6 protein-coding genes and 1 pseudogene are annotated in these 7476 nt (G+C 70.4%); 2 read left to right on the top strand and 5 right to left on the bottom strand.

Features of this window, described 5'->3' with window-relative positions; genetic code table 11:
- From IZR01_RS46755 to IZR01_RS46770, 4 genes and pseudogenes are all read right to left on the bottom strand, one after another.
- Positions 1-1123, bottom strand: a pseudogene (locus tag IZR01_RS46755) (hypothetical protein); the annotation flags it as partial.
- A gap of 78 nt (positions 1124-1201) precedes the next feature.
- Positions 1202-1936: a hypothetical protein gene (locus IZR01_RS46760; protein WP_194927599.1), complete on the bottom strand. Its 735-nt coding sequence runs from the start codon at positions 1934-1936 to the stop codon at positions 1202-1204.
- Between the two features lie 5 nt (positions 1937-1941).
- Entirely contained in the window at positions 1942-3060 is a 1119-nt protein-coding gene (locus IZR01_RS46765; protein ID WP_194927600.1) for a winged helix DNA-binding domain-containing protein, read from the bottom strand.
- Entirely contained in the window at positions 3057-3662 is a 606-nt protein-coding gene (locus tag IZR01_RS46770; protein WP_228561351.1) for a nitroreductase family deazaflavin-dependent oxidoreductase, read from the bottom strand. The genes IZR01_RS46765 and IZR01_RS46770 overlap by 4 nt, the downstream gene beginning before the upstream one ends.
- Here IZR01_RS46770 and IZR01_RS46775 point away from each other — a divergent pair.
- Complete coding sequence (locus tag IZR01_RS46775) at positions 3661-4614, top strand: GNAT family N-acetyltransferase (RefSeq protein WP_194927601.1); 954 nt, start codon at positions 3661-3663, stop codon at positions 4612-4614. The two genes, IZR01_RS46770 and IZR01_RS46775, sit on opposite strands and share 2 nt — an antisense overlap.
- Before the next feature lie 55 nt (positions 4615-4669).
- On the opposite strand, the gene IZR01_RS46780 is transcribed toward IZR01_RS46775, so the two are convergent.
- Positions 4670-5425, bottom strand: coding sequence for a hypothetical protein (locus tag IZR01_RS46780; RefSeq protein ID WP_194927602.1), 756 nt, complete (start codon positions 5423-5425; stop codon positions 4670-4672).
- 135 nt (positions 5426-5560) lie between these two features.
- Here IZR01_RS46780 and IZR01_RS52775 point away from each other — a divergent pair, with 135 nt between their 5' ends.
- Positions 5561-6715: a GDSL-type esterase/lipase family protein gene (locus IZR01_RS52775; protein WP_194927603.1), complete on the top strand. Its 1155-nt coding sequence runs from the start codon at positions 5561-5563 to the stop codon at positions 6713-6715.
- The last annotated feature ends 761 nt before the right edge of the window (positions 6716-7476 follow it).

Raw genomic sequence — 7476 nt, forward strand, 5'->3', positions numbered from 1 at the left:
CCACCACCGCGTGCGCCGCCCCGCGCCCGGCGAACAGCCCGGCGGCCCCGTCGGCCAGCGCCGCGGCCACCTGCCCGCTCCCGGCGGCCACCCCCAGCCCCTCGCTGGCCCCCAGCAGGATCGACTCCCGGGCCAGCGCCTGCCGGTGCGAGCGCACCATCACCGCGACCCGGGCCAGGATCATCAGGTACACCCCGAGCCCGATCACCGGCCCGGCCCAGCCGGTCGACAGATCGCCCTGGGCCAGTTGCACCGCGTTGATGCCCGGCGTCACCAGCGCGGCCAGCACCAGCGGTCCGATCCGGGGCGGCCGGGACCAGGCGGTCGGCAGGGCGTCCCGGGCCGTCTCGCGCACCGGCCTGGTCAGGTCGTGTGCGGACGGCACCAGCGCGGCCGCGACCCAGCAGGCGGCGAACATCAGCCAGGCGAACTCCAGCACCGCGTTGCCGGCGTGCGCGCCGAACCAGTTGGAGGAGTTCAGCCGCAGCACCGCCTCCACGATGTCGGCCCCGGTCTGGGCCAGCGCACCGGCGCTGAGCAGCCACAGCGCGACGTTGCGGGCCCCGGGGGAGATGACCAGCCGCAGCAGCATGCCCAGCAGTAGCAGGTCGCCGAGCGGGTCCAGGATGGCGATCAGCCGGTAGTCCCAGGGCTCCCCGCCCTCCTGGTAGTACGGCACGATCAGGTAGACCCAGGCCGCGTAGGCGCCGGCGAACACCACGATCAGCGCGTCCAGCGTCCCGGCGGAGTCCCGGCCGACCATCCGGTGCTTCATCACCAGCCGCAGGGCCAGCACCGCCAGCGGGTAGCCGACCAGCCCGAGCCAGTCGGCGAAGTCCGGCAGGGTGTGCCGGGCGTAGGCGAAGTCGGAGTGGTTGGACGCCATCAGCAGGCCGCCGGCGGCTGCCAGCAGGTACCAGGCGTGCGCGTAGGGCGGCCGGCGGGCCCGGATCCCCACGGTCATCGTCGCCGTCACCCATCCGGCCAGCACGAACCACGCGGCGCTGCGCAGCCCCGGGAACGCGAAGAACACCGCCAGGATCACCACGAGCGCGACGGCCAGGGCGCCGAGCACGCGCCGCTCGCGTCGCGGCCAGCCCGACAGCAGCGATGGTGATCGCATTATTCAAAGCTGTCACAGGAGCAGCCGGGCCGCCTGTTGAACGCGGGGCGCCGGAGTCAGATGGGTGTCACGGGGTGACTATCCCCGGGGCTGGTAGACGACCCCGATCGGCTTCGGCCGCGGATTGGGGCCGAAGTGCACCACATACCACTCCCCGCGCCAGGAGATCAGCGAGAACAGCCCGAAGGACTTGGTCCGGCCGTTCTCGGTGTAGGTCAGGCGGGAGCCGTAGACGCGGTAGTACGACAGTTTGTTCTCTTCCACGCCCGGCAGGATCCACTCCGCCGCCTTGGCCGGCACGCTCACGCCGACCAGCTTCGCGTCCTTCGCCCCGGAGCCGAGCAGCTGGTGCGCGGCGTGGATGTCGAGCTTGTAGAAGCCGATGAGCCGGTTCTCGTAGTCCGACCCGGCGTCGGACAGCGCCTTCACCTGGAGGTAGGCGCTCTTCGGGAAGAAGAACGGCATGGCCTCCTTCGGGTTGTCGTCCACGATGCCCTGCCACAGGGCGTTGACGCCGGCCGTGAACTGCGGGTCGGAGCCGGTGGGCATGACCTTGGTCTGGGGCAGCGTTCCGGGGTCGATGCCGGGAGTGGGGGAGGAACTCGGCGAAGAGGACGACGCGGACGACGGTTGGGCCGGCGTGGCGCCCGGTGCGGACGGCGAACCGGACGCGTTGCCGCCACCGTCACCGGCCGAGGCACCGGACGACGCCGCCGACGCCGAGTTCGGGCTCGACGAAGAGCTGCCGCAGCCGGCCGCGATGAGCATCAGCACCGCGGACGCCGCCGCGCACACACTTGTCCGCGCTCTCATAAGGTTCAACCGTTCGTGTCCTCAAGCCATCGCAGATCATGATCCGCCCCGGGCGCCAGGAATTCCAGCAACCTGGCGCCTTCGGCTGCCAGGTCTGCGCGCTGGGCCTTGGTGGTGGGCACCATGGGAGTGAGATTCAGAGTCGCGGCAGTACGTTTCTTGTCTGTCTCGACCTTCCAGGAGCCGCGGATGAACCCGTCCACGGTGAACGGCGAGATCGGCGTGTTGCCCGCGAAGATCTTCTCTCTCGGGATCCGGGCGTCGTTGATGCGCGCGCGGTCCTTGTGGCCGATGAAGACGTTGTCGTAGTCCGGCAGGAAGCGCGCTGGGACTGGCATGTCTTCCCCGGGACGCGGTGCGTCCGGGAGGTCGAACAGTTCGGTTCCGGATTCGCTCTGGAAGAGCACCAAGTTCGGGCGCAGCTTCTCGAACACTTCGCGCAGCCGGGTCAGTCCGCTCCAGTTCTGGGCGTCCATGACCGAGGCGGGTCCGAACGCCTTGAGGTAACGCAGGACCAACTCCTCGGCTTCCATAGCGGGAACCGCTTTAGCGTTTCCCAACCAGAGTTCCGCAGTGGTGTGCTTCGCTAGTCCGCCCTGGAGCCACAACCCGCGCGGCGTCACCTGAACCAGCGCGAGGTTGTTGCGGGCCGCGATGCCGAGCGCCTGGACGTCGCGGCCGGGATAGGACTCGGCGAGGAGCACGCCGAGTTCGTTGAAGGTGCGCGGTTCCTCCTCCGCTAGCACCCGTGCACGCTCGGCCAACTCCTTCAGGTCGATGCCCTGTAGACGTTTCCCGAAGGCGCCCTTTAGGTTCCGGTCCTGTACCGGCTGGAGGACCTGTCGCAGCGGCCGGCAGTCGCGCGCGGTCACCGTGTGGATCGTCGAACGCTGAAGGCTGATGCGGACGAACTCCCGGTCCTCGAAACGCTGCGAGAACCGCTGCGCGTCGAAGGCTTCCAGCCGCGACCACAGCGCCACGTAGTGGTTCGGCGGGATCTGCGTCTGTAGGCCGACCAGATGCTCCACGGCTTCGGCGGCGTCCATCGGGGAACGCTGGAGGAGCAGCTGGCGGTCGAGTAGGGCCCGGTTGAGGTCCCGGTCGGTTAGCGTCCGGACGGTCATCCGGTCGCCTTCGTCTTGGGGTTCTTCTCCACGGCGTTCTTCACCGGCTCCAGCGCGAAGATGTTGATGTGCCGGCCGGCGCGTTCGGCGTAGTTCTCGTAGCCGGGCCAGTTCTTCGTCAGCAGCGAGTTCCAGACCAGCTCGCGTTCCTCGCCTTCAACGATCCGGGCCCGCACTGGACCGGATTTGCCGCGGATCGAGACGGTCGCCTCCGGGTCGGCCAGCAGGTTCAGCGCCCACGCCGGAGGGTGCTGCTGGCCCCAGTTCGAGCCGACCACCAGTAGCGCGCCCTCGTGCCGCGAGTACAGCAGCGGGACCGTGCGCTGCTGACCCGACTTGCGGCCGGTCGTGGTGAGCAACAGCGTCGGGATGCCGGTGCCGGTGAGCAGGAACACCCGACCGCCGGTGGCCTTGCCGAGGAAACGGTCCGCGTGCGGCGCCACCCGCTGGAAGGTGCTCGCGAACCATTTCTGGCGGCCCATGCGGGTGACGAGGGTGTTCCACGGGTTGGTCATGGCCTCATCATGGCATCCGAGGTGACCTGCCGGGACCCGCGTGTCGGCCGCGGCGCCGGGGCCGGGGCAGGCCAAGATGTTGGGCATGACGGACAGCCTGCAGATCACGCGCGCGTCCCTCGCCGACTGGCCCATCATCCAGGGCTGGTGCGCGGACGAGGGATGGAACCCCGGAGACCACGACGGACCCTGCTTCCTCGCGCAGGATCCGGAGGGGTTCTTCGTCGGGCGGATCGGCGGGGAGCCGGTGTCGGCGGTGTCCGTCGTGAACTACGGGGACGCGTTCTCGTTCCTCGGGCTGTACTTGGTGAAGCCGGAGTTCCGGGGGCGCGGCCACGGTCTGGCGACGTGGCAGGCGGCGCTGCCGCGGGCCGGCGCGCGGACGGTCGGGCTCGATGGCGTACTGGCGCAGCAGGACACCTACCGGAAGTCGGGCTTCAGCGACGCGCACCGCACGGTGCGGTTCGTCGGGGAGCTGACGTCCGACGGCTCCGGCCCGGCCGCGGCGGTTCCGCTGGCCGAGGCCGGGTTCGGCGAGGTCGCCGACTATGACGCGCTGTGCTTCCCGGCGCCGCGTCCGGTGTTCCTGCGCGAGTGGTTCGCGGCGCCGGGGCATGTCGGCCGGGCGCTGGTGGTGGACGGCCGGCTGGTCGGGTACGGCGTTCTGCGGGCGGCTCACGACGGGCATCGGGTCGGGCCGCTTTTCGCCGACTCGCGGGTGTACGCCGAGGTGATTCTCGACGCGCTGGTCGCCGGGGCCGCCGGGGACTGTGGGTTTGGGCGGAGCGCTGGACGCGGCGCGGGCGCGGGACACGATGTCGGAAGCGACGCTGGCCATGGCGCCGGTCGCGGTGACGGCGTGACCGGCTCCGGTGGCCGGATCGTCATCGACGTCCCCGAGACCAACCGCGAGGCGCTGGCGATGGTCGGCGCGCTCGGGCTGGAGCCGTCGTTCGAGGTGGCCCGGATGTACACCGGGCCGGTGCGCGACGTCGATCACGGCAAGGTGTTCGGGATGACCACGCTGGAGCTGGGCTGAGGCCTTGCGGTCTCGCCGTCTGGGGTCTTGCGGCCTTGAGGCCTGGTAAGGGCTTTCAGAGCTGTGCGTAGTTCTTGAAGGAGTAGAAGGCGGTACCGCTCAGCCGGTTCGCACCGGAGGGCGAGGGCAGGCCGAAGCGGCGGTTCAGCTCCTCGGCCTCCCGGCCGCAGCCGCTCACCTCCGGCACCGCGAGCGTCTGGTCCAGGACCTGGAACGTGATGATCGGCGGGTTCTGCGAAATCCACTGCGTGGTCCCCGGCACGCGTCCGGCCGCGATCTGGACCGGCGCCGCGTTGGTGCCGATCGAGCACTGTGGCGCCAGGCGCGGGCCGGTGAGCTGGAAGGTGAGGCTCATCGCGCCGGACTGGCTGTAGAAGTCCGGGACGGCGGTCAGCTGCGGCCGCATCCACAGCTTCGGGCCGTGGCCGTCGCCGGACTGGCGGCCCGGGACCGGCAGGCTGGCGGCGCGGAAGCCGCCGAAGACCTGGCCGGGGGTGCCGTCGGGCAGGGGACCCTCGGCGTGGGTGACGGCGGTGAAGTCGAAGGGGAGGGTGGCGCCGCCGATGGTGGCCGTGCCCTCGGCGACCAGGACTTCGCAGCGCCACTTGGTCGGGTCCACGCCGGGCGGGAGCTGCGGGCAGTCGCGGTAGTCGAAGGTCGGGACGGTGGCGGCGGTGGTGGCGGCAGTGGCCGGGCCGGTGGTCGCGGCGCTCGGCGGGGCCGCGGCACTCGCGGCGGCCGGCAGCGCGATGATGGCGGCGGTGCTGGCGGCGGCGGTCGCGACCGCGAGGAGAGCTGACGTCTTTCGCATGGCTCTACCCTCGCCGAACGCGGGCCTCCCAGGTCAGAGAGCTGCCACCCGGGTCGGGGTAGGGCTGGCCCCCGTTTTCGGCCGTCGGGCGCCGCCGGATGCCCTCACTCGATCTTCACTGTTACCTTCGACGGCATGACAGATGCGCTGCGGCCCGTGCCGCTCTCCGACGGCCCGGTCGCCATCCGCGGAGCCCTGGAACTGGTCGCCACCGAGGCCGGGGTGCTTCCGCGTCGGCTGCCGGAGTGGACCATCGCGCAGTCCGACGCGTCGATGGAACGGCAGGCCACCTCCGGCTCCGGGGTGCGGTTGGCGTTCCGCAGCGCCGCAAAGACGCTTGAACTGGACGTGCTGACCACCGTCCCGATGATGGCCGAGAACGAGCCGCACCCCGACGACGCGGGGCTGTTCGACATCACCGTCGACGGCGTCCCCGGCGAGCCGCAGCGGGCTCCGGTCGGCACCGTGATCCTGCTGGACGACACGATGGCCGAGCGCGGCATCGTTCCAGGCAAGCCGTCCACGGTGCGCTTCGAGGGGCTGCCGGCCGGGGTCAAGGACGTCGAGATCTGGCTGCCGCAGTGGGTGAAGACCGAACTGGTCGCGCTGCGGGCGGACGCCGCCGTCGAACCGCCCACGCCGACCGGCCACCGCACCTGGCTGCACCACGGCAGCTCGATCAGCCAGTGCAACGAGGCCGACTCCCCGCTGGGCGTGTGGCCGGTGATCGCGGCGCGCGCGGCCCACGTGGACCCGGTGAACGTAGGCCTATCAGGGAACTGCTACCTGGACCCCTTCGTCGCCCGCTCGATCCGCGACACGCCCGCCGACCTGATCAGCCTGAAGCTGGGCATCAACTTCACCGCCAAGGCCGCCTTCGTCCTGCGCAGCCTGGTCCCCACCATCCACGGCTTCCTCGACACCATCCGCGAAGGCCACCCCGACACCCCGCTCCTGGTCATCTCCCCAATCGCCTGCCCGGCCCTGGAACAGACACCCGGCCCAACCCTCTGGCGCGACGGCGTCCTGCACGCGACCGGCAACCCGGCGACCGCGGCGACCGGCGCACTGACACTCCAGGCCGTCCGCCGCGAGCTGGCCCGCATCGTGACCGAACGGGCGAAGCAGGACCCGAACATCCACTACCTGGACGGCCTGGCATTGGTGGGCCTCGACGAGGCGGACGAGTACCTGGCCGAGGGCCTGCACCCGTCACCGGCCGGATACCGGGTGATCGGGGAGCGGTTCGCTCGGCTGGCCTTCGGGGCGGGCGGCGCTTTCGCTGGGTGAGGCGGGACGTGGTGTGGTGTCGCGGTACCTCAGGGCGCCGCGACACCTCAGGGCGTCGCGACGCTAGGGATTGTTCGGGGCGGGTCGTTTTTGGGGCTGGAGTTTGCGGGCCGGGCTGCGGTTTGGCTGTGGGTTTCAAAGCTTTTTACGGCCTTCGGTAGAAGTTGTGCCGGTTCGGGGTTCGGGGCGGCGGGTGGGTTTGTCGGCCGCCGGTTCCCGCGTTCACGACCCCGCCGCATCTCAGGCCTCTTCCACTCCGGCAAGTCGGAACAACAGCAGATCAACAGCAAGATCAACAGCCAGGTCAAGGGCCAGATCAAGAGCCAGATCAAGGCCAAAAGCTGTGATGAAGAGCCCGGCGCCTCCGGCGGGGGCTCTTGGCTCCCTCGGGGAACTGGCGCGGTTCCATAGGGTGGTCGCCTCAGGGCCCTGCGCTGGCGGTTTGTGAGGTGGTGCGGTTCGTTCCCCACGGTCGCGTCGTCAGCCCCAAGGGGTACAGCACCGGTGTCCGGGAGTAAAGTCCGCGCCGCTGCGGTCGGGCCTGCAAGCTGCGGTTTGTATAGCGCGAACTTGACTCCCGGCCACCGGCGCTGTAGGCGAAGCCCTGCCGACGCGACCGAGGGGAACGAACCGAAAACCGACCGGAAGAATAGCAATCGAAGGGCCCGTAGACACGGGTTGGGCGGTGCCGCTGCCCGTGAGGCCGTGGCGGCGGGCCGGTGGTCAGTTGGTTGAGAACATGCCCGGGTGCAGTATGCGGT

The sequence above is a fragment of the Catenulispora pinisilvae genome, from assembly GCF_015356865.1.
Lineage (GTDB): Bacteria > Actinomycetota > Actinomycetes > Streptomycetales > Catenulisporaceae > Catenulispora > Catenulispora pinisilvae.